The sequence below is a fragment of the Roseibium sp. RP-7 genome (assembly GCF_053005225.1).
In genome coordinates this window covers 2,621,929-2,641,251 of the sequence record NZ_JBRKQA010000001.1, presented here as the reverse complement: position 1 = coordinate 2,641,251, position 19,323 = coordinate 2,621,929, and the positions used below count along the sequence as shown (strand labels likewise).

Sequence of the window (19,323 nt, the reverse complement as noted above, 5' to 3'; positions counted from 1 at the left end):
TTAAGAGTAGACGGCAGTAAGGTTTATAAAGGCTAAAGACGGTTGACGCTTTCGCTGAAAAACAACGATTTCTCAGTATTGAAGCAAACCAGAAAGCCAGCAATCGCGCCGATTATAGTAAATTTGAACAGGCAAGTGGTCGAGTAAGCTCAACGAATGCATGGGCCCAAGAATCGGCATGAAACACCGTTCTAGAGCTTCTTGGCGATTCCCGGCTGCAACATGACCGTCCGCACCATCATCAGCGTTTCCGCAGTCACAACACTCTCGGTTTTCTGGAACTTGATCAACGGCTGGGCCTTTTTTGCCTGACCGACCGGCGCAATCAGGATGCCTCCCGGTTTCAGCTGCTGCAGCCAAGGATCTGGTACTTCTTCCACTGCCGCGTTGACGACAATCCTGTCGTAGGGGCCTTTCTGGCGAAACTCGCTCAAACCGTCAGCCTGCCGGGCTTTGACGTTCGTCAGTTTGAGCGCCTCAAAACGTCGTGTTGCCAGATCCGTCAAGGTGGCGAACCTGTCGAGCGTTTCCACCTGGGCGGCGAGATGGGACATAACGGCTGCCTGATAGCCGGAACCGGTCCCTATCTCCAGAACCACGTGACTGGAGTCGATTGCTAGCGCCTGTACCGTGAAGGCAACGATTGAAGGTGCTGAAACGATCTGCCCGCATTCGATCGGCAGCATTGCGTCTTCATAGGCAAGACTGTGATGGCGTGCGGACAGGAAAAGGCGCCGAGGGACGCGTTCAATTGCAGCCAGTACGTCCCTCGCCCCGACACCGCGCTGTCGCAGTGCCAGAACCAATGCAGCGCGGGCTTCCGCTTCATCCGGCAAAGCGGACGCCATCGTCCTGTTTTCCTTGCCGGGCAATTGACCGGCCATGAACCGTTCCCCCTCAGGGTTTACCCCAAAGCCTCCGCCAAGTGTGTCACCAGGTCGTGGGCTGTCAGATCTATGCGTAGCGGCGAAACGGAAACATATCCATCCGCAATTGCCTGCAGATCGGAATTATCAAGTACGGATTTGCCGCGATCCTGAAAACGCAGCCAGTAATAGGGATAACCACGCCCGTCCGAACGCTCGTCGATGGACAGTCCGCTTTGTTCATGGTGCCCCTGTACGGTAACCTTGATCCCCTTCACGTCCTTGGCGTCACAGGCCGGAAAGTTGACATTCAACAACGTATATTGCGGAAGTTCGAAATCGATCAGCCTGCGGAAGAGCGCCGGCGCATGGGCCTCAGCGGTCGAATAGTCCGGCTCGGCACGCACATCCCAATTGTAAGCCTGGGAAACGGCGATCGACCTGATCCCGAGGATGGCACCTTCCATCGCTCCGGCAACAGTTCCGGAATAGGTCACGTCTTCAGCGAGGTTCTGGCCCCGGTTGATTCCCGACAGCACAAGATCCGGCAAACCGGGAAGCACCTTGCGCACGCCCATGATCACGCAATCTGTTGGCGTCCCTTTCAAGGCGTAGTGCCGGTCATCGAGCTTACGAAGGCGCAGCGGGTCGCTCAGTGTCAGGGAATGGGCAACACCACTCTGGTCGGTTTCAGGAGCGATTACCCAGACATCGTCGGAAAGTGTCCTGGCAATGTGTTCCAGAACCGTCAGCCCGGGAGACTGAATTCCGTCGTCATTGGTGATGAGGATACGCATCTCGATCTTTGCTCCGTTTTCCCACGAGCTCTTCTGACATCAGGTCCGAAGAGGCCCAAATGAAGATGGACGGCAAACTTGCGCGGTTGCCGTCCATTGCAATCAAAATTCCGGCGGTATGCTGCGACTGAACGCCAGCGCTCACGATCCACGCAATGCAGATGAGGCCGCCGTTCCCGCCGGTCCCGCTCAGCCGATCTTTTCCAGACCGCCCATGTAAGGTCGCAGAACGTCGGGAACGGTGATGGTGCCATCGCCATTTTGATAGTTTTCCAAAACGGCAATCAATGCCCGGCCAACTGCGATACCCGATCCGTTGAGGGTGTGCACGTGGAGCGGTTGTTTTGAGTCAGTGGGCCGGAACCTTGCATTCATGCGGCGCGCCTGAAAGTCGCCGCAAACAGAACAGGACGAAATCTCGCGGTAGGTATCCTGCCCGGGCAGCCAGACCTCGATGTCGTAGGTCTTGCGTGCGCCAAAGCCCATATCGCCGCTGCACAAGGTCATCACCCGGTAATGCAGGCCGAGTTTCTGCAGAACTTTCTCCGCGCAGCCCAACATGCGTTCCAGTTCGTTGAGCGAGTCTTCCGGCTTGGTAACGGAAACGAGTTCGCATTTCTGGAACTGATGCTGGCGCAGCATACCACGCGTATCACGCCCGGCAGACCCGGCCTCGGACCGGAAACAATAGGTGAGCGCAGTCACACGAAGCGGCAGTTGATCTTCTGGGAGAATCTCACCGGCAACCAGATTGGTCAGCGGTATTTCGGCCGTCGGGATCAGGTAGTGATCCGTGGTGGTCTTGAAGAGATCTTCCTCGAATTTCGGCAGCTGCCCGGTCCCGTAGAGCGGATCGCTATGAACCAGAAGCGGCGGCGATACCTCTGTATAGCCGTTTTCCTGGGTGTGCAGGTCAATCATGAACTGGCCAAGAGCGCGTTCCAGCCGGGCAATCTGACCCTTGAGGATCACAAAGCGCGAACCAGACAGCTTGGCCGCTGCGGCAAAGTCCATGCCGCCGAGGTCTTCGCCCAGCTCATAGTGTTCTTTCGGAGCTTCATTGAACGTGAAGACCGGTTTTTCACCGTGCGTCTTCAGAAGCACGTTGCCGGCTTCATCCTCGCCCACAGGAACATCGTCATGCGGCAGATTGGGGATGACGGCCATGGCCGCTTCCAGATCGGCAATGAGCTTACGCTCTTCTTCTTCACCCGACTGAATGAAAGCCTTGATCTGTGCGACTTCGTCAATCAGCTCCTGCGCACGCGCGTCATCGCCCGAGCCCTTGGCCTTGCCGATTTCCTTGGAGGCGGCGTTGCGCCGTTCCTGAGCTTCCTGAAGTTTGGTGATATGGGAGCGACGGGAATCGTCCAGTGCGATCAGTTTGGCTGCGGAAGCTTCATAACCCCGTTTAGCCAAAGCCTGGTCAAAGGCGACTGCGTTTTCCCGTATCCATCTAATATCAAACATCTTCGCTTCCCGAACGACGGTCGTTTCAATCAATTCCGTCTGTCAATCCGGGAAGCGCAGCGTTCAAAGCATCAAGCGGCCGCATCCTCGGCTTCGCGTTGAGCCTCCCTTTCGGCACGCTGGCGTTCCACCAGTTTGACGGACAGAATGGAGACTTCGTAGAGAAGCAGCGTAGGCAGCGCAAGACCGATCTGCGAGATCGGGTCGGGTGGTGTCAAAATTGCAGCAGCAGCAAAGGCACCAACAATCGCATATTTGCGTTTTTGGCGAAGCGTATCGGAGCTCACCAGGCCTGCCCTGCCGAGCAAGGTCAGCACCACCGGCAACTGGAACACCAGGCCGAAGGCGAAGATCAGGATCATGATCAGGCCCAGGTATTCACTCACCTTGGCAAGATGCTGAATGGCAACCTTACCGGTGGCCGCAGCCTGTTCCTGAGACAGGAAGAAGCCCATGGCCATGGGCATGACCAGGAAATAGACGAGACAGGCACCGATCAGGAACAGAACAGGCGTTGCGACCAGAAACGGCAGGAACGCGCCACGCTCATGCTTGTAGAGCCCGGGCGCCACGAACATGTAGACCTGGCTGGCCACGACAGGAAAAGCCAGAAAGAGCGCGCCGAAAAGCGCGAGCTTCAACTGGGTGAAAAACCATTCCTGCGGCGCGGTGAAGATCATCTCCACCGGGTGGCCCTCTCCTGCAGCGCGCAGGTAAGGCACAGTCAGGATGTTGTAGATATCCGTGGCGAAATAGAAGCAGATAACGAACATCACAAGGATCGCACCGATCGACCACATAAGTCGTTGACGCAGTTCAATCAGATGTTCGATCAGTGGCGCCTTCGAGGCGTCGATTTCGTCCTGGCTCATGCCTTTACATCTTCCGTCACCGGCGCGGTTTTCGGCTTTGCCTCGGTTTCAGCCTGGGCTGTTTCCGTAGGAGAAACCTTATCCGCATTTGCGCTGTCTGCCGGCGGCGACGCCGGTTCGCTGGCTGCCACTTTTGGCTTGTCGGCTTTCTTGGTCGCGTCTTCTTCGATGGATTTTTTCAAATCACCCAACGGATTGAAGTTGGCGGCCGATTCGACCTGCTTCTTCATGTCAGCGATATCGGCCTGTTGTTCGGCCTCACGCAGCGCGTCGTTGAAGGTCGACTGGAACTCACGCGAAAGCTTTCGCATCTTCCCAATCGTCTGGCCAAGTGTGCGCAGCATGCGCGGCAAATCCTTTGGCCCCACGACGATGATCGCCACACAGGCGATCACCAATAGTTCGGTCCACCCGATATCGAACATGAGATGTATCGTCCCTTAAGGAGACGCGATGCAGATTGAGATCAGCTCGCTTTGGTCTGATCTTCGGCGTTCACGGACGATGCCGTTTCGCTGCTCTTGTGGTCGATGGTCTTCGGAGAGTCGGCTACGTCGTCTTCGGCCATGCCCTTCTTGAAGCTTTTGATTCCCTTTGCAACATCACCCATGAGATCGGAAATCTTGCCACGTCCGAACAGCAGAACAACGACCACTGCGATGATCAAGATCTGCCAAATACTAATGCCCATACGCCAAACTCCTGATAATCGGCTTTAAAAGCCCTTAGGCCCTTCTTACAAAAACGGCCCACTCCCTGCAACATGCCAGTCTATTTGATTTCGATCACTTAGACGGAATGATAAGTTGCCCTCCCCTTAGACTTGGGAAGGTGAACGCGGAAAAACAAGCACGTCTTTCGGATCAGTCGTGACGGCAACGTCCATTCCACGCTCCCAGGGACTGCCCGCACGAACCCTTGCCTGGAGGGGATGATTGAGCCCGTCTATTGCAATAGACAACAAATCGACCTCGCCGACGAATCGTTTCGAACGAATTCTGCCGGGAACACCGCACAATCCCGCATTGTTCAAAACAACGCCTTGTGGCCGAACGCAAACATCAACCTTCTGCCCCGGCGACAAGCCCTCCGATGACAAGACGCCGACCGGCGTTTCGACACCTGCCGGGGTCACAACACCTTCCAACTGGTTCAGTTCAGAAAAGAACCTGGCGGCAAACAGGTCGACGGGCGCCTTGTATAGGTCTGCGGCCGTGCCGTGCTGAACCAGGCGGCCTTGGCGCATCAGTGCGATCTTGTCGCCCATGCGCATGGCTTCTTCCGGATCGTGGGTCACAATGATGCAGGTGGCGCGCGTTTCGCGAATAACCGCGAGCGTTTCATCGCGCACATTGTCACGAAGACGTTTGTCGAGACCCGAGAATGGTTCGTCCATCAGGAGAATGCCGGGCCGGGGAACCAGTGCACGGGCCAGCGCGACACGCTGTTGTTCACCACCGGAAAGCGCGTGAGGATAGTCGGCTGCATAGTCCGCCAGACCGACACGGCCGAGTGCGCTCAGGGCGGCGGTCTGGGCTTCCCGTCTTGGCATGTTGGTCAGGCCGAACATTACATTCGCCAGAATGCTCATATGCGGAAAAAGCGCGTAATCCTGGAACATCAGGCCGACACCGCGCTTTTCAGGCGGCTGAAACAGTTCATCGCCGGCAATTTCCCGGCCGTTGATCAGCACCCTGCCCTTGCTCTGACGCTCAACGCCTGCGGCAATACGCATCAATGTTGTCTTGCCGCAGCCGGAATGACCAAGCAGACAAAGGATCTCGCCTGGTGCGATGGACAGGCTCAGGTCCTGAACCGATGTCACACCATCATAATCGTGAGACACATTCTCAAAGACCAGACCTGCGGCGATGGTTGCGCCGGCTGTTCCGGGCGCACCCCAGCTCAGCGTATGGCCATTGCCATTGGTTGAAGTCGGCTTTTTGCGATCGGGCATCAGGATCCGGCGGTCTCGTCCGCGTCATCATCGTCAAACAGAGACCCGTCTTCTAGTGGATCCTCATCTTCCGTCAATGCGATATCGTCATTGGGTGTCGGCACAAGGAACGAGGCCGGCACGGCGCTGTCCAGAAGCCCAGCTCCCTTCAGCTCCTCAAGTCCCGGCAAGTCTCGGACATTCTCCAGACCGAAGTGGATCAGGAAATGATCGGTGGTTCCGTAAGTGACGGGACGGCCGGGAGTTCTGCGGCGTCCTCGCATTCGTATCCATGTCGTTTCAAGCAGAACATCAAGCGTTCCCTTGGACGTGGAAACGCCTCGAATTTCCTCAATCTCGGCGCGCGTGACCGGCTGATGATAGGCGATGATCGCAAGCGTCTCGAGTGCTGCGCGCGACAATTTGCGCTGTTCTTCGACGTTCCGGTGCATCAGATAGGCGAGATCCTCAGCCGTTCGGAAGCACCATTTCCCCGCGACCCTCACCAGATTGACGCCTCTCGAGGCATAGGTGTTCTGCAACTCCTCGAGAAGGGCCAGCACATCCGTGCCTTCTGGCAGACGTAGTGTCAGCTCTTCAAGCGACAGCGGTTCGGACGAGGCGAACAGCAACGCTTCTACCATGCGAAGGCCAGCCGGATCCAGAGGCTTAGATGGAGCAGTTTCCTCGTCGTTTTCCAACTGCAGAAGATCGAAATCAGACGCCATGATCCGGCTCCTTCATGACGGCACGGATATAAACCGGCGAAAAAGGTTCGCCCTGCCGGATTTCGACCTGTCCTTCGCGCACCATCTCGAGACTGGCGCTGAAGGTGCTTGCGACAATCGTCGCCCAATCCTTGTTGTCGTAGAGATAATCGCGCAGATAGGCATTCATCGGGGCCCATTCACCGACACGGCCCACCAGTTTGGTGAGCAGTTCGCGCGCTTCCTGCAGCGACCATACCGTCCTGCGCAACACACGGACGGAGGTTACGGATTGCCTTTGGCGCTGCGTGGCATACGCAGACAGCAGATCGTAGATGGAAGCGTCCCAGATACTCTTGTGTTGCACCGACATGGTTTCAGGTTCACCACGATGGAACACGTCCCGCCCCTGTCTGTTCCGGGTCAGGAGTTTTTCGGAAACCTCCCGCATAGCCTCCAGACGCCGCAAACGGAAAGCGAGAGCCGCGGCAAGTTCCTCCCCTGTCGGTTCGTCCTCATTCTTCTGCTCAGGCAGCAACAGTTTGGACTTCAGGAAAGCAAGCCATGCAGCCATGACCAGATAGTCCGCGGCCAGCTCCAGCCTCATCCTGCGGGCTTCGGCCACGAATTCCAGGTATTGTTCGACGAGTTCGAGAATGGAAATACGCGCAAGATCTACCTTTTGCGTTCGCGCCAGGCCTAACAGGAGATCGAGCGGGCCTTCGAAACCTTCCACATCGACAACAAGTTGCGGATCGGAACTCGCACGCTCCTCGGGAGTGCTGACAGAACTGAGAAGATCATAGGAACCATCCTGCTGTCTCTTCGAGCTGTTTTCCATTTCCGCCATTGCCGCTCCGGTCAAACGCCCTGCCAGCCGGTCAAGGAGTGAAATTCATCAAAGGCCGCAAGCCTGTCAAATTCCGGATCGGGAACCTGGAAACCGCTCAAGGCCGTCTCGCAACGCCGCCTGGCTTCACCCGAAAGCTCGGGCACCACCTTCGCGACTGCAATCATTTCATCCATATCACCATTGCAGTGCAAAACGATGTCGCACCCTGCTTCGATGATCTTGCCGGACCGGTCCTCAAAACTGCCACCGAGCGCCTTCATGGAAATGTCGTCGCTCATCAGACAGCCGTCGAAGCCGATTTCACCCCTGATGATTTCCTGAATGACTTTCGCGCTTTGCGTCCCAGCTGTATTCGGATCGATCCCCTCGTACACAATATGGGCTGTCATCCCCAATGACACGTGAGAAAGGGCCTTGAAGGGCCGGAAATCCACGCTTTCCAAAGAAGAAATGGCCGCATTGACACGCGGCAGCTCAAAATGACTGTCGACACGTGCGCGTCCGTGGCCCGGAATATGTTTGATCACGGGCAACACGCCACCCGCCAAAGCACCTTCCGCCATCGCCTTGCCGAGTATTGCAACGACTTCCGGATCCTGTGAAAACGCCCTGTCTCCGATAGCATCGACAGTTTCAGGGAACCTGACATCCAGACAAGGCAGGCAATCGACTGTTATGCCAACCTTGTAGAGATCATCTGCGATTAGCCGCCCGGCAAGCCAGGCAACTCTTTGTCCTGCTGCAGCGTCCCGGTCGTACAGATCACCGTATGCCTTCGGTGCCGGATACTTTGGCCAATGAGGTGGCTTCAACCGTTGCACCCGGCCACCTTCCTGATCCACCAGAACGGGTGCATCGCTCCGGCCTACAGCTTCCCGAAAAGCCGACGTGAGTATCCTGACCTGTTCCGGCGTTTCGATGTTGCGCGCGAACAGGATCAGTCCCCAAGGGTCTTCCTGCTGGAAAAAGTCGATTTCGGAACTTGTCAGGGTCGGTCCGGCACACCCGGATACAAAGGCTTTGGTCATTGATCCGGCTTAGCCGCAGCGCCGGGAGCCGTCAAGAAATGCAAGTGCTGCCTCTTGCACCCTTGTCACTATCTTGCAATCTAGACGACCTTCGTCCCAGATCTGATTGGAGCCCCCATGCGCGCGCGTCTCGACATTCCTGCCGGCACCCTGCACCGTTTTTCCCATAGATCTGAAATCCTTGGAAGAAACCGGCTGGGAGATACGGCAACGCGCGAGATCCACGTCTATACCCCGCATGGTCATGACGGCAGCGGCTTGCCGCTTCTGGTGGATATCGTCGGATTTACCGCCGGCGGCCCGGCTCACACAAACTGGAAGAATTTCGGTGAGAACGTACCGGAGCGGCTCGACAGGCTCATCCATGACGGTGCCATGCCACCTGTTGCAGTCGCTTTTCCCGACTGTTTCACGCGTCTTGGCGGGAACCAGTACATCGACAGTGACGCTATGGGGCCCTGGGCAACCTGGCTGACAACCGAAATGCTGGAAGATGTTGAAAATCGCTTCAAGTGCGGCGGCTCCGGCAAGCGCGGTATCTTCGGAAAATCCTCAGGCGGCTACGGCGCGATCATTCACGCGATGAAACACTCAGACGTCTGGTCTGCCGCCGCCTGCCATTCCGGTGACATGGCGTTTGAACTTTGTTACCTGCCCGAAATGCCAAGCGCATTGAGGGCAATTGCAAAAGCGGGCTCAATCGAAGCTTTCGTCCGGGATTTTGAAAAGGGTCCGAAATATCCGGGCAACTCACTTCATGACCTGATGACCTTTGCCATGGCTGCAACCTACGATCCGGATCCCGATCCGGAGGTCTTTTGCGGCATCCGGCTGCCTGTCGATCCGGAAACATGCGAACTCATTGAAGAACGCTGGAATGCCTGGCTGAAGTGGGACCCTGTGCACATCGTAGGTGATCACATCGATGCCCTGAAATCCTTGAAAGGCCTTTGGATCGAATGCGGCGATGTCGATCAATACAACCTGGTCTATGGTGCGCGCCGCCTGCACAGGAAACTGAGCGAAGCCAGCGTTGACCACGTCTATCAGGAATTCAGCGACAATCATTCCTCAGTGGATTACCGGCTGGATGAAAGCCTGCCGTTTCTGGCAGAAAAGCTCAGTCATTGACCTTCGGCGCCAGGCATCTCAGGAAGCCTGGCGGAACTTTCTGAAAGGGTTCGGCAGGGTCAGAATAGCACCTCCCGCCACAATCAGAACGGCCCCAAAGACAGCAACGCGAGTGGGAATTTCTCCCCAGACTGCAAAACCGAAAACAGCCGACATCACCACTGTGCCGTAGTACACGGGAGCAAGTGTTGCCGCCCCTGCTCTTCTGTAGGCGGAAATATTCATAGATTGGCCGACAATTGCCAATGGACCCATCCAGGCAAAAATCAGCAGATCGTTCCAGGAAACTCCCTCTTTGACGATCAGCCAAAGGACCGGCCCACTCAACAGCACCGCGGCAAAGACATTGACATATGCCAGGATGGTGACGGTGTCCTCGCGCTGGGCAATATAGCGCATGATCAGGGCTTCACAGGCCATGAACACGGCGCCCATGAGCGCTGACATGACGCCAGCCAACGCAAGCTCGTCATAACCCGCAGCACTTTCCGCAGACCGGACCACGAGATACGCACCTGCAGCGCACAACACACCTGCGACCCAATGGCGACCGGTGATCACCTCCTTGAGGACAAGACCAGCCAGAACGATGGCGATGATACCTTTTGTGAGGCCTATTGCGGTTGCGTCCGCCAAGGGCAGAACACTTGCGGCGTAGATGGAGCAGGCAAGTCCGCCAACACCACAAAACGCTCGCATGAGGTGCAGTTTCCAGAGCGGGCTGACACGCGTGAACACCGGAACACGCTTGAAGGCCGCAACACTCACAATCGTTGCAGCTCCCCCAATGAACCGAAGCCATACCAGCACAGCGACCGGCAACAAACCTCCAGACAGTTTGCCTGCGGCAAATATCGGTGTGAAAGCAGCCATGCCGGCAAGTGCAAGCAACAGGGCAAGCAACGTGTTATCCGGGCGGTGATAGACAGAGTTCTGTGACATTCAGCGGTTCCAGGTAATTTCAGGAAAGTCTTATCACTGCTCTGGCAGCCAAATCAGTCGTGAAAACCCCATAACGGGTATGCGTATACGCATTACGTTGCTCCTCTCCCTGTATATTGGTATAACCTACCCATGAACTGGGATGATCTGAAACTGGTTGATGCGGCTGCCCGCATGCGCTCTCTCTCCGGGGCGGCAAAGGCATTGGACATCAGCCAACCGCAACTGAGCCGCCGCCTGAAGAGCTTTGAAGACCGGATTGGCGCAAGACTGTTCGACCGTACGCCGACAGGACTGAAGCCGACGGATGCCGGGCTGCGCCTGATCCCACTGGCAGATGACATGCGCAAGAAGGCGGAGGCAGCAGCACGGATCCTGCCTGATCTGTCCGGATCGGCACTGAAGGTTGTTCGGGTCGCCGTGGACGAAGTCCGTGCGCGGGTTCTGACTGACCGGTTTGAACTGCTGACAGGCCTGCTCGATGGTGTCGAGCTTGAACTGATATCAAGCCACCAGCATGTCAATCACCAGTCACGCAGTATAGAGCTGCAGATCCGCAATTGCCTTCCGGAAACCGACACGTTGATTGCACGGAAAATCGGTGAATTGGCCTACGCAGTTTACGGTTCAGCCGATTACGTCGCGAAACACCCTGCCGCCAGAACACCGGACCGTTACAAGCTTTGTACATGGCTTGGCTTTGCTCCAGACGACCTCTGGTATCCCTCACAGATGCGCTGGCTGGAAACCCGGCTGGCACAGATGCCGAATCTGCGCTCCAATACCATGACGACTCTCATGAACATGACCGCATCGGGAGCCGGATTGTGTCTCTTGCCGGTTTTCATGGGCGACAGTAACCGCGAGCTCGTCAGATTGACTGAGCCGCTTGCGGAACTCACGAACGTCGAACACATCATCGTTCACCGGGACTTGCGCCGGGAACCCGCCGTGCGCCAGGCTATGGATGCCATCGCCGAGGTCTTCCGTCACATGGGACCGCAGTTGCGCGGCACCTCGTTGAACGAGCCAGTCGCAGCAGCAGAATAAAACGGCCGGGAATACCCGACCGTCTTACTTACGCTTTTCGATTGTGTAGTCTGTCTCAGGGCTGTCTGCGAACGAAGCAGTCGCCACCGGCTGCCTGGAGGCTTTCGCACAAGCCAATTGCTTCATCGCGCGACCCGGTCGGGATACGCGCCCTGTAGAACACACCCCTGTCTTCAACGGTCGCTGCAACGATCACCGCGTTCCGGTTACCCAATACAGCCGGGAACCTCCGTTGCAGTCCAGAGTAAGCGTCGCTTGCAGCAGCTTCAGAACGTTGAGACGTTACCTGAACGATATAGGTCCCAGACGGGATGCTGCCGCCGGAGGTGCTGGCAACAGGCGCCGGTGCTGCGGGCGCAGTTGTTGCCGGGGCGTCAGGCTGTTGCGTAAGGTTAAGCGGACTATCGTTCTGCTGCGCCTGCACCGGTGTGGTGACGGCTGGAGCACTGGCAACCTGGACAGGTGCATCCGGTTTCTTGCGTGGCACAACTGACGGCACCGGTGCAGCAGGTTCACTTGCAGTCGGTTCCGGCGCTACGTCAGCACCTGTTACGATTGCCGGTGTATCGGGCTGAGCCGGTTCCGGTGCAGTGGTTGACGGATCTGCAGGCGCGACATCCGCACCGGTCACGACAGGTGACGTTGAAACCACCCGCGAACCGTTTTCGCCGGAAGCCACATCAGGCTCCGCAGGTGCCGCCGGTTCAGGCTGCGCCGGTGTCGCCACGGCAGGTTCTTCACCTTCAGGAATGATGGTTCCGTCCGGTCGCACGACCACAGTCCTTACCCGTTTCGGAGTTCCGGGAACGAGATCGGCGTCGCCATTGGTGCCAGCAGGTGCCGGCGGCAGCTCTGCGGGTTGCGGAGATTCTGTCGGGATAAGCCTGTCTGGTCCGGCTACACCAGTGCCGTCGACCCGATCATAAATAAGCTTGCCGGCCTGATCATTTGCCGAAGCCTGGCTCTGCTCCGGATATACCTTGAGCGGCTCCTGCAGACCGCTGATGACCGGTGGCGGACCACTGGGTACAGGAACGGCGTCGCTATCGAACAGAAAGAAGCTTGCGCCACCCAGGACAGCAACGCCAAGCACTCCAGCTGCAACGAACAAGCCTTTCCGGGATTTTTCGCCCGCATGCGGTATCGCGTTGCGTTCGGCTGCCGAGTGAGGCGGCAGGACGCCAGCACCGGTAAGGCTTGGATCGCTTTCCTGCATTGCCCGTGCAACCGCATCAAGGTCATAACCTTCCGGCGGTGGCGGCGTTTCGTCGTCTTCCGATTGAGGAACCGCTGCAGCTGCAGCAGGCCAAGCCATATCGTCCAGATCCGGCTCTGTTGATGGAGTGTCCTGCAACGATGGATCGATCGATCCGCCAACAGGTTTCCGAGACGTTGGAGCCGGGAAGTCAAGATCGGCAAAAAGGGCGTCTATGCCGGCAGGATCTCCTGCCTGTTCCGGCGCGGATTCCGCCTTTTGCGCAGCCGGTTCGGACTGAACCGGGTTCAGCGCAGCAAAGAAGTCATTCTCGTCAATCTGCGGACGTTGCCCGGTTACCGGCTGCTGGTAGCTGGAGGTTTCGAATACCTCCTCATCTCCAGCAACTGCCTCAACCGGTTCATCGTGCTGCACACCGCCAATCCGGTAGTCGTCCGACGGACGCGGCGCATCAATTGGCTTCGAAATGCTGGACGCTGCGGTCCCAATGGCGGGAGACACGGACGGCGCGCTCGGCACCTGGGTTGCGCGGGTCAAGCTGTCAGAAACGGCAAAATCGTTTTTTTCGCGGGAGTATGAAGATGCCGGTGGCATCACAGGAATTGAGGGAGTTTGAGGGGCAGCCTCTTCCACCTCGTCTGCATATCCCATATCGGGCGCGCTTGCCGGATGTGTCTCGTCAACGGACTGACGCAAGGCGCCGATCAACTCGTCTTCCAATTCTGCCGTAAGATTCTGTTCGAGATCCATGGCAACGGAAGGTGCGAGATAGGACTTGTCGTTTGCGCCCTCCGGCTCAGCCTGCACTGGGGCAGCCTGCGGCGTGCGAAACTGGACGACATGATCCACCGGAGCATGTGACACGCCAACCGGGGGAGCGACTGATTGTACAGGTTCTGCGGCCTGCTCCGGCTCGCTCGGCCAAAGCGAAGAAACGTGTGAAGAAGGCGTCACAGGGGCTGTTTGAACCGGCTCTTCCAGCTGGAAAGACTGCTCGAAGCTGGACGGCGGTGTCGCCGCGTAGAAATCATTCCTGGAGGCGCTGTATGTTCCTTCAGGTTCTTCGGCAAAGTCCGCGCCAGCAGTGGCTTCAGGCGTATTCGACACCGGACGTAGATTTGAAAACGAAGGTTCGATGCGCGACGGCGCCGGGGTGGATTGTGCAGGCGCATCGCCTGCCACATCGTCCAGCCCCGCAAAATAATCTGTACTACCAACGCGGCCGCTGCTCACATTTGCCCCCGATTGCTTGTTCTTGTGGACAATCCGGGCCAATTCAACCAGCGGATCCTCCGCGGCCGGCCGTTCGCCGCCCGCCTCGTTTTGCGAGGCGCGCAAATCTGATCGCTTTGTTTCGTAGTCTTGTGACATGAGCTTTACGAAAACCGGTCCACTTCAAGTCGCTGGCGAGCCATTTAGTCGTTCCCAGCGGCCATTAAAACTAGCGCATTTCTTCAGGAGCATTCACGCCGAGAATCGTTAGACCTGAAGCGAGCACCAAAGATACTGCACGAACCAAAGCAAGACGCGCTAGGGTTAATTTCAAGTTACCAGCCTGAATAAAACGTAAATGAGGCAATTCGTAGCCTTTATTCCAGTGGCCATGCAAAGAACTAGCGAGTTCATGTAGATAAAACGCAATTCTGTGCGGCTCATGTGTTTCTGCAGCTGCTTCGACCACTTTCGGCCATTCCGCCATCTTGGCGATAAGCTCCTGTTCGCCGATATCATCCAGCAAGGTGAAATCGGCCCCGGCAAGATCATCAACCGCATACCCGGCTTCCTTGAGCTCATCGGCCGCCTGCCGCAACACCGAACAGCAACGCGCATGGCCGTATTGAACATAGAAGACCGGATTGTCTTTCGATTGTTCAGTAACCTTTTTGAAGTCGAAGTCCAGCGGTGCATCATTCTTGCGGAACAGCATCATGAAGCGAACCGGGTCCGGCCCGACTTCATCCACGACATCGCGCAGTGTGATAAAATCGCCGGAGCGTTTCGACATCTTGACCGGCTCGCCGTCACGCATCAGCTTCACAAGCTGGCAGAACCGGACGATAACTTCCGTCTTGCCGTCGGAAATCGCCTTCCCGACTGCCTGAAGGCGTTTGGCGTAACCGCCGTGATCGGCACCAAGCACGTAGATCGTTTCGGAAAAACCCCGTTCGAACTTGTCCTGGAAATAGGCGACGTCGGCAGCGAAATACGTGTAGGAGCCATCGGATTTCTTGAGAGCCCGGTCGGTATCGTCACCAAAGTCGCTTGCGCGAAACAGTGTTTGCTCGCGGTCTTCCCAGTCATCAGGAACCTGACCCTTGGGTGGCGGAAGCGTGCCTTCGTAAATCAGACCCTTGTTCCGGAGAGTTTCGAGCATGTGATCGATCTTCGAACCGTTGCCCGAGCCGCGATCATGCAAGGTTCTTTCGGAATAGAACACCTCGTGTTCCACACCGAGCGCTGCCAGGTCCTGCCGGATCAACTCGAGCATGGCGGCAATCGCGCGTTCCTTTACCAGCGGCAGCCAGTCGCTTTCTTCCTTGCTTACCAGCGACGAACCGAACTCCGCTTTCAGTTTTTCACCGACGGGCTTCAGGTAGTCGCCCGGATAAAGGCCGGCCGGAATGGCGCCGATGTCCTCGCCAAGTGCCTCGCGGTAACGCAGGAAGGCGCTACGAGCCAGCGTATCGATCTGCGAGCCAGCATCGTTGATGTAATATTCCTTGACCACGTAATTGCCGGCAAATGCCAGAATGTTCGCCAGGGCATCACCCACGACCGCGCCACGGATATGACCGACGTGCATCGGACCTGTCGGGTTCGCGGAAACGTATTCGACGTTGACCTTCGGAGCAGGAGAACGTTCCTGGGCTCCGAAGCGGATACCCTGATCCAATACGCTGGCCAGTACCTTGTGCCAGACCCCCTGGGCGACACGCAGGTTGATGAAACCAGGGCCGGCGATCGTCGTCTCGGTAATTTCCGGGTCAGTGTTGAGCTTGGCAACAAGCTGCTCGGCAAGATCGCGCGGCTTCATGCCGAGTGGTTTTGCAAGCACCATTGCAGCATTGGTGGCAAGATCGCCATGTGCCGGATCACGCGGGGCTTCCACGACGACTCGCGAAAGATCCGGGGCATCTCCATTTGAATCTTTTAGATCAAGGCCTTGGAGAGCGTCTTTGACGCGCAGCGTGAAGTCCGCGAAGATATTCATAGAACACCGGTCTGGTTTTGGTTTTCAAACACAAAGCCCCCGCGCGCTGCGAAGGAAAAGCCTTCGGCGCCACGGGGCTGTAAAGTCGCCTCTGCGCCTACCCCAAATCAGGAGTGTCGTCAAACAGTCTGCGGTGCTCTTCGATGGCGTATCGGTCGGTCATTCCGGCGATATAGTCGCAAACCAGTCGCGCGACTTCCGCTTCACCCAGATTGCCAAGGCCACTGTTCCATGGTTTCGGCATGAGGTCCGGCTCCGCAAGGAACCTTGTGAACAGGTCCCGCACAACCCGGGCAACCAGCTTTCGAACTGCAAGAACATCTTCATGCCGGTAGACCCGGGCGAACAGGAACCGTTTCACTTCCTTTTCCGCAGCCGTCATGTCCGCAGAGAAACCGACGAGACAACGCCCCGCCATGCGAATCTCCTGGACGCTTTGCGGGGCAACGTCATTCAGATTGCGCACCGCTTCGCGAATGACATCCTCGACCATGCGCGTGATCGATCGCCTGACGATCTCGTGGATACGTCGGCTCTCTTCGAGACCCGGATATTTACCATCGACCTCGGCAAGGATGTCGGCCAGGAACGGCACATCGCGCATGTCTTCGATCGCGAACAGCCCTGCCCTCAATCCGTCATCGAGATCATGCGCGTCATAGGCAATATCATCGGCAATGGCAGCTGCCTGCGCCTCTGCACCAGGCCAGGTATGCAACAGGAGGTCCTGTTTCCTGGCATAGTCGCGGATCGCAAACGGCAACTGGCTGTCCTTGAACTTTCCGAGCGGCGCACCGCTGGCATCAATCAGGGGGCCGTTGTGCTTGACCAACCCTTCCAGAGTTTCCCAGGCCAGATTCAGACCGTCGAATTCGGCATAGCGCTGCTCCAGATGGGTCACGACCCTCAGTGATTGCGCGTTGTGGTCGAACCCGCCGAAGGGTGCCATGCACTCATGCATGACGTCTTCGCCTTCATGCCCAAACGGCGTGTGACCGAGATCATGTGACAAGGCCAGGCATTCCGCCAGATCTTCATCAAGCCGCAAAGCGCGTGCCAGCGAGCGCGCGATTTGCGATACCTCGATGGTGTGGGTCAACCGTGTGCGAAAATGGTCACCTTCGTGATAAACGAAAACCTGCGTCTTGTGCTTGAGCCTGCGAAACGCGGAAGAATGAATAATCCTGTCCCGATCCCGCTGGAAGGGTGTCCGCGTCGGGCTGTCAGGCTCGGGGAAGAGCCTTCCCCGGCTTTCCAGAGGGTTTTCCGCGTAGATTGCGCGGGATTGTCCCCCAAATCCGATATCCGCTTTCATCAGTTTCCAGCCATCCTTCACAGAACCGGTCTGCGTTTGCTGTTGCTCGGGCCGCGGGCAACACATTGACGCGGGCGGTCGCAAAACATACTTATCTGAACAAATCAGGTTTAACGTTCCCGCACATTGCCGGAACTAAGCGAGTCGGTGAAAGATGACCGAAACACTTGAAATTGGCGTAACAGTCAGCGACCGCGCTGCCAAGCGCATTGCATCGATTTTGTCCAAGGAACCGGGCGGCAGCATGCTGCGTGTCAGCGTGGAAGGTGGCGGATGTTCCGGACTGCAGTACAAATATGACGTGGTCGACAGCCGCGAAGACGACGACCTGGTGATCGAAAAGCCGGGGGCAACGGTTCTGATCGATTCCATTTCCCTTCAATATATGAGCGGATCGGAAATCGATTTCGTCGATGATCTGATTGGCCAATCTTTTCAGATCAACAACCCGAATGCGGTCGCCGGATGTGGCTGCGGCACCAGTTTCACGATCTGACACTGTTGCGATACCGCATTGACGCCGGTTGCCCCGGCAGTTTCGAACAATTGAGGCAACCGCGCTCATGAAAATTGCGACCTGGAACATAAACGGCGTCAAGGCACGTATCGACACTGTCCTTGAGTGGCTCAAGGAAGCGTCTCCGGATGTCGCCTGCCTTCAGGAAATCAAGTCCGTCGACGAGAACTTTCCCCGTCAGCCGTTTGAAGACCTCGGCTACGCCGTCGAAACACACGGCCAAAAGGGTTTCAACGGTGTGGCGCTTTTGTGCAAGACGCCATTGACTGATATTCAGCGCGGCTTGCCCGGAAACGATGCGGACGAACAGGCCCGTTATATTGAAGGCAGTCTGTCGACGGATAACGGCCAGGTTCGAATCGGCTGCCTCTATCTTCCCAACGGCAATCCGCTGGGAACAGAAAAGTTTCCGTACAAGCTCGAGTGGATGGACCGCTTGATTGCGCATGCTCAAATGCGTCTTTCAGAGGAAACGCCATTCCTGTTGCTGGGAGACTACAATGTGATCCCCGATCCCGTGGATGCAAAGAACCCGCAGAACTGGCTGGAAGACGCTCTCTTTCAGCCTGAGAGCCGGCAACGCTTCCGTGCCCTCACCCACCTCGGCTTGACCGAAGCAGTCCGGTCCTGCAGCGAAGCGCCGGAAACCTTCACGTTCTGGGACTATCAGGCAGGTGCCTGGCAAAAGAACAACGGCATTCGGATCGATCATATTCTGATGTCTCCGCAAGCAACAGACCGGTTCTCAGGCTGCGGTATCGACAAGCATGTGCGCGGCTGGGAAAAGCCGTCGGATCATGTGCCAGTCTGGGTGAAGTTGGCTGCTTGAGACTGAAACTGCCTCCAGAAATCCAGCTCCATTGCTGATGCAGGCGTGAAGCGCGGTGCGTGCCCGGAAACCGGGCTTGCGGTCGGCTGACGTCATGGTAAGCTTTTTTCCATCATGGGATGACGCTCAGCCGACCAACATCCGCGACGGCGACATGCGGAAAGGACATACCGGTAACGACTTCGATTGCCGGTCGTTCGGTCTTTACTGTCACCACATGGTTGATTTTCGGTCTAGTTCTTGGGTCAGGCAGCGCGGCTCTGGCGCAAGACGTCTCGTGTACCTGCCGATACCAGGGCGAAAAATACGGCGTAGGTGAATCTATCTGCCTGAAGAGCCCATCCGGGCTGCGAATGGCGACATGTGAAATGGTGCTGAACAACACGTCCTGGCAGATCAGCAACGCGCCTTGCCCACTGACCCAAATTCAAAGCCCTGCGATCGATAAATTCACGACCAAGCGTCCCACAAAACCAACTTATCCGTCAGGTTGAAGATCACTCGCCAGATAACGCAGATTTTCTGAAACCCTGGCACGCTCCTGCTTCGAACCGGAGCAGAGTTGGCACGGCATGTGCGAGAG

General features: G+C 57.0%; 18 protein-coding genes. 4 read left to right on the top strand and 14 right to left on the bottom strand.

Annotation, left to right across the window (positions count from 1 at the left end):
* Positions 1-191 precede the first annotated feature (191 nt).
* The 10 genes from ACVDG9_RS11915 to nagZ all read right to left on the bottom strand — a co-directional run bounded on the left by ACVDG9_RS11915 (position 192) and on the right by nagZ (position 8,529).
* Complete coding sequence (locus ACVDG9_RS11915; RefSeq protein WP_022998717.1) at positions 192-884, bottom strand: protein-L-isoaspartate(D-aspartate) O-methyltransferase; 693 nt, start codon at positions 882-884, stop codon at positions 192-194.
* A gap of 20 nt (positions 885-904) precedes the next feature.
* Positions 905-1,663 carry a 5'/3'-nucleotidase SurE gene (gene surE / locus ACVDG9_RS11910; protein ID WP_447238050.1) on the bottom strand — a complete coding sequence of 253 codons (759 nt, stop codon included), beginning with the start codon at positions 1,661-1,663 and terminating at the stop codon, positions 905-907.
* Between the two features lie 189 nt (positions 1,664-1,852).
* Positions 1,853-3,133: a serine--tRNA ligase gene (gene serS, locus ACVDG9_RS11905; RefSeq protein WP_206906488.1), complete on the bottom strand. Its 1,281-nt coding sequence runs from the start codon at positions 3,131-3,133 to the stop codon at positions 1,853-1,855.
* A gap of 71 nt (positions 3,134-3,204) precedes the next feature.
* Entirely contained in the window at positions 3,205-4,005 is an 801-nt protein-coding gene (gene tatC / locus ACVDG9_RS11900; RefSeq protein ID WP_447238049.1) for a twin-arginine translocase subunit TatC, read from the bottom strand.
* The gene (gene tatB / locus ACVDG9_RS11895; protein WP_022998721.1) at positions 4,002-4,430 is read right to left on the bottom strand and encodes a Sec-independent protein translocase protein TatB; all 429 of its coding nucleotides are present in this window, start codon (positions 4,428-4,430) and stop codon (positions 4,002-4,004) included. Before tatB ends, tatC begins: the two co-directional genes overlap by 4 nt.
* Before the next feature lie 41 nt (positions 4,431-4,471).
* Entirely contained in the window at positions 4,472-4,696 is a 225-nt protein-coding gene (locus tag ACVDG9_RS11890; protein WP_022998722.1) for a twin-arginine translocase TatA/TatE family subunit, read from the bottom strand.
* A gap of 126 nt (positions 4,697-4,822) precedes the next feature.
* On the bottom strand, positions 4,823-5,962 hold the full coding sequence (locus ACVDG9_RS11885) for an ABC transporter ATP-binding protein (protein WP_055654167.1): 1,140 nt from the start codon (positions 5,960-5,962) through the stop codon (positions 4,823-4,825).
* Positions 5,962-6,669, bottom strand: coding sequence for an SMC-Scp complex subunit ScpB (scpB, locus tag ACVDG9_RS11880; protein ID WP_022998724.1), 708 nt, complete (start codon positions 6,667-6,669; stop codon positions 5,962-5,964). The genes ACVDG9_RS11885 and scpB overlap by 1 nt, the downstream gene beginning before the upstream one ends.
* On the bottom strand, positions 6,659-7,498 hold the full coding sequence (locus tag ACVDG9_RS11875; RefSeq protein ID WP_022998725.1) for a segregation and condensation protein A: 840 nt from the start codon (positions 7,496-7,498) through the stop codon (positions 6,659-6,661). Before ACVDG9_RS11875 ends, scpB begins: the two co-directional genes overlap by 11 nt.
* Positions 7,499-7,509: 11 nt before the next feature.
* Complete coding sequence (nagZ, locus tag ACVDG9_RS11870; protein WP_447238048.1) at positions 7,510-8,529, bottom strand: beta-N-acetylhexosaminidase; 1,020 nt, start codon at positions 8,527-8,529, stop codon at positions 7,510-7,512.
* A gap of 117 nt (positions 8,530-8,646) precedes the next feature.
* On the opposite strand from nagZ, the gene ACVDG9_RS11865 reads away from it, so the two are divergent.
* The gene (locus tag ACVDG9_RS11865) at positions 8,647-9,660 is read left to right on the top strand and encodes an alpha/beta hydrolase (RefSeq protein ID WP_075283947.1); all 1,014 of its coding nucleotides are present in this window, start codon (positions 8,647-8,649) and stop codon (positions 9,658-9,660) included.
* Between the two features lie 18 nt (positions 9,661-9,678).
* On the opposite strand, the gene ACVDG9_RS11860 is transcribed toward ACVDG9_RS11865, so the two are convergent.
* Positions 9,679-10,602, bottom strand: a complete 924-nt coding sequence (locus tag ACVDG9_RS11860; RefSeq protein ID WP_447238047.1) for a DMT family transporter — start codon at positions 10,600-10,602, stop codon at positions 9,679-9,681.
* Between the two features lie 132 nt (positions 10,603-10,734).
* Between ACVDG9_RS11860 and ACVDG9_RS11855 the strand changes: the two genes are divergently transcribed.
* A complete protein-coding gene (locus tag ACVDG9_RS11855) occupies positions 10,735-11,652 on the top strand; it encodes a LysR family transcriptional regulator (RefSeq protein WP_447238046.1) in 918 nt (305 codons plus the stop codon).
* A gap of 55 nt (positions 11,653-11,707) precedes the next feature.
* On the opposite strand, the gene ACVDG9_RS11850 is transcribed toward ACVDG9_RS11855, so the two are convergent.
* From ACVDG9_RS11850 to ACVDG9_RS11840, 3 genes are all read right to left on the bottom strand, one after another.
* Entirely contained in the window at positions 11,708-14,101 is a 2,394-nt protein-coding gene (locus ACVDG9_RS11850; protein ID WP_447238045.1) for an SPOR domain-containing protein, read from the bottom strand.
* Between the two features lie 208 nt (positions 14,102-14,309).
* Positions 14,310-16,079, bottom strand: a complete 1,770-nt coding sequence (gene argS, locus ACVDG9_RS11845; RefSeq protein ID WP_447238044.1) for an arginine--tRNA ligase — start codon at positions 16,077-16,079, stop codon at positions 14,310-14,312.
* Between the two features lie 97 nt (positions 16,080-16,176).
* Positions 16,177-17,394, bottom strand: a complete 1,218-nt coding sequence (locus ACVDG9_RS11840) for a deoxyguanosinetriphosphate triphosphohydrolase (protein ID WP_077293721.1) — start codon at positions 17,392-17,394, stop codon at positions 16,177-16,179.
* 154 nt (positions 17,395-17,548) lie between these two features.
* Between ACVDG9_RS11840 and erpA the strand changes: the two genes are divergently transcribed.
* A complete protein-coding gene (erpA, locus tag ACVDG9_RS11835; RefSeq protein WP_022998733.1) occupies positions 17,549-17,890 on the top strand; it encodes an iron-sulfur cluster insertion protein ErpA in 342 nt (113 codons plus the stop codon).
* 67 nt (positions 17,891-17,957) lie between these two features.
* A complete protein-coding gene (gene xth / locus ACVDG9_RS11830) occupies positions 17,958-18,740 on the top strand; it encodes an exodeoxyribonuclease III (RefSeq protein ID WP_447238043.1) in 783 nt (260 codons plus the stop codon).
* Positions 18,741-19,323 lie beyond the last annotated feature (583 nt).